General features: G+C 43.0%; 2 protein-coding genes. Both read right to left on the minus strand.

The features are described from left to right. Positions 1 to 63: 63 nt before the first annotated feature. Positions 64 to 1845 carry a M61 family metallopeptidase gene (locus tag ACFFAP_RS37115; protein WP_375515889.1) on the minus strand — a complete coding sequence of 594 codons (1782 nt, stop codon included), beginning with the start codon at positions 1843 to 1845 and terminating at the stop codon, positions 64 to 66. Between the two features lie 83 nt (positions 1846 to 1928). Next, the gene (locus ACFFAP_RS37120; protein ID WP_375515890.1) at positions 1929 to 3527 is read right to left on the minus strand and encodes a cellulase family glycosylhydrolase; all 1599 of its coding nucleotides are present in this window, start codon (positions 3525 to 3527) and stop codon (positions 1929 to 1931) included. Positions 3528 to 3538: the final 11 nt, after the last annotated feature.

Below are 3538 nucleotides of genomic sequence, written 5' to 3' on the forward strand. Positions count from 1 at the left end.
GGGGAGCAGGGGGCAAGGGGGAGAAGAATTAATAACCAATACCCCATGCCCAATACCCCTTTATCAAACAGTTGCGATCACTACCCCAAGCCATCCAGCAAAGTTTTGCTGCTGTGTGGAGTCAGGATGCTCAACAGGCTTTACCTGATACCGAGTGGGACGTGGTGAAGCGAGGATGATGGAATAGGTACGCAGTTCGTCTTGGTGGAAAACTGCGACTTCAATTTTATCGTTTGGTTGGTAATCTTTGAGGCGATCGCTTAAGCCACCCGCCATTAGCTTAATCCCATCAATTGCTAGTAATTCATCACCTGCATCAATTCCCCCTATTTGTGCAGGTGAACCAGTTTCCACAAACTTAATAATCTCCCGCCCATTCTCTGTATTTATTCTCACACCCAAGTAAGGTTCTTCCTGCTGATCGGCTACCAACTGCAAGCCAAAGGGTTCTAAATACTGATTCAAAGGCAAATCGTCAGTGCCATCAATGTAGCGTTTAAAGAAATCAGTCAAATCGATTTCAGCTACAGATTCTATAACTTCCTTCAACTGTTCTGGGGTATAGCCAATTTCAGCTTGCCCAAATTGCTGCCACATTTTCAGCATCACGTCATCGAGGGAGCGCTGATTGTCGTGAGTAGAGCGAATCAGTAAATCCAGCAACAACGATATCATTTCTCCCTTTAAATAGTAGGAGATTTGGGAATTCCCGCTATTGGCATCCGGGCGATAGAGTTTGATCCAAGCATCAAAACTCGACTCGGAAACGGGTTGTACCTTGCGCCCCGGTGTCGTTTCATATCTAGTAATTTCCTTGCCCAAGTTATTCAAATACGACTTAACATCAAAAATTCCTGCCCGCAAAGGAATTAACAAGTCGTAGTAACTAGTAGTCCCCTCACAAAACCACAATGATGGTGTGTAGTTTTCCTGGTCATAATCAAAAACCTCTAATGCTTTTGGGCGAATTCGCTTGACATTCCACAAGTGAAAGAACTCGTGTGCTACCAATTGGATAAAGCGATTGTACTTATCCTGAGCGCGAAATCCAAAACGCTGGTAAATTAAGGAGCAAGAGTCCTTATGCTCCAAACCGCCAAAAGCTTGGCTAAATAAATGTAGTAGAAACACGTATCGTTCATATGGCAAACCGCCGAACATCTGCGCTTCTACCTGAATAATTTTTTGAATATCAGCAATCATCTGCTGGGCTTGGAGATTTCCTTGCCCCCAGATTGCCAGTTCATGGGGTTTTCCCAAAACCTCAAAATTATACAATTGGTGGCGACCAATCTCAAAGGGAGTATCAACAAGAGTATCAAAATCGCCAGCCAAAAAAGTATTTTTTTCCTCAACAACCGATGGCAAGGCAGTAGTTACCTGCCATTCCGGGCGTGGTGGTACGATAGTGACGCGAATGGGTTGCTTCTCCTGGCCCGTTATTCTAAAAAATAGTGCCGCACCGTTAAAATAACCGTGGGTAGCATCTAAGTGATTTGTCCGTACCGATAGCTCATTCGCAAAAATGCGGTAACGTACAGTTAATTCTGAAACAGCCTTTTTGTCTACCTGCCAGTGATTTTTACTGATCTTCCGCCAAGGTAAAGGCTTACCCTCTGTAAAAGCCCTAAAATCCTGTAAATTCTTGGCGTATTCGCGGACTAAGTAGGAACCGGGTGTCCACACCGGTAGTTTTAAATCGAGAATCGGCGAGTGGTAATCCACAAGGCGTAAAGTCACCTCAAACAGATGAGTTTCTGGTTGAGACATTGCCACCAGGTAATGAATCGTTGGCCCGGTTTCCCGAACATAGATATTGGGACGAGTTGCTGTTGCTTCAGTCATCTTGTGTGCTGAGTTAAAACTCAATGGTTAATGGGATTGGTGATTTCTCCTATCATGACAAATTCGCCTTTTAACTTTTGACTTCAAATCGAGACGGCGGCTATTTGCTGCGGCTGGTAGTCAGAACCAAGTTTGTTGGCACAAAACCCAGTATCCCGTACTTGATTTGGTTCAATTGTTTTTCCCCAGTCTAAAGGAGCCACTAGATACTGTATCGCTCCTTGCTGTTTAAAATCTGCGTTCCAAGAGTTATTAATCTTAGCTTGATTCATCTTAAATGCCAGTTGCCAGTTGTTAACCTTGGTATTACCCTGATTTGTAATTTTGAAGCTGATACAAAATCCAGTTTCCCAGTTGGAATTGATGTCAGTAGTGACTTTTAGTTGAGTAGTACTAGTAGGAGATGGGGAGACAGAAAAAGTAGCAGCTGGGGAAACAGGAGGATTACTCGATTGATCTGGCAGTTGGACTTGTACCAGTGGGAGCAGTTGGGACAGTAATTGCTGCTTAGATAGATCAACACTTTGCCAATCATCCAATAAAATTCCGCCTGTATCACTACTATCAGGATTCCAACTCCAGTAAGTAAAGCTCAAGTTATTTTTTTGAATGTATTTCACCAACTCATTTTGCCAAATTCCTTCTTTGGAATTTAAGTCTACTTGCCGTCCCCCAAACTCTCCAATCAAGATGGGAGCAATATTCTGACTAGCGATATAGTTAAATCCTATTTGCCAGCGATCAATCAGATTCTTAGGAAAGTTAGAGGCAGAAAAGTAGGGCTGATTGTACACCCCAGCGCCGTACTCATGAGGAGAATAGACTAGCTTATGAGAACGAGATAAACGTACTGGGTAGCGTTTCACACCTTCTAAATTTCCACCATGCCAATGCTGTGGCAGTTTTTGACTGGGGACATTCTTTTCTACTCCTTCAACAACAATTAGCCAATTAGGATTAACACTGAGAATCGCATTGCCTGCGCGTTCTGCTGCTAATCGCCAGTCAGTATTGATGTTGTTATCACCCCAGCTAGCTTTCCCGTGAGGTTCATTTTTTAAGTCTGCGCCAATAACGTTAGTTTGATTCTTGTATCGGATTGCTAACATTGTCCAAGTATCGATCCAGTCTGCTTCGGTAAAGCCGTCTCCATACCACAATTCTGGAATTTGCTGGTCGTTGAGGCGGTGGCTGTCGAGGAGGATTAGCAATCCTTGACGTTCCGCTTCCTGAATAACTAAGTCCATTACCTCCAAGGGGGTTTTAGCTTCAAGTTCTTGGTTGCTGCCAATTCCAAAGCCAATGCCACTCACATTAAGCGATCGCAATGCTGCCACAGAATAAGGTAACCGGATGACGTTATATCCTAAGTTTTTAATCTGTGCCAGCATTTCTTTATAATCTCGTTTCCATAAACCGTGAGGGGCGTGCGTATCAGTTTCCATACCAAACCAATTAACACCTCTGATCAATACAACCTTGCCTTTGGCATCCACAATGCTTCTACCAATTGTTGAAAGTGGTAGCTCTATTGGCATCGCAGCCCTAGAACTATCTAAATGAATACTAGCAGGTGATTTAGTCAGGATAATTACTAAAAATACTACTAGACTTAGAGAAAATATCAGTAATTGCTTATGTAATCTCAATGTTCTTGGTTTATTTTTCTCGACAAATTGCATACTATTATTAC

The organism is uncultured Nostoc sp. (assembly GCF_964245575.1).
Taxonomy (GTDB): domain Bacteria; phylum Cyanobacteriota; class Cyanobacteriia; order Cyanobacteriales; family Nostocaceae; genus Nostoc.

What these genes read in the sequence shown, in the direction of transcription:
- ACFFAP_RS37115 (WP_375515889.1), bottom strand. Translation starts at nt 1,845, where the DNA reads ATGACTGAAGCAACAGCAACTCGTCCCAATATCTATGTTCGGGAAACC.
- ACFFAP_RS37120 (WP_375515890.1), bottom strand. Translation starts at nt 3,527, where the DNA reads ATGCAATTTGTCGAGAAAAATAAACCAAGAACATTGAGATTACATAAG.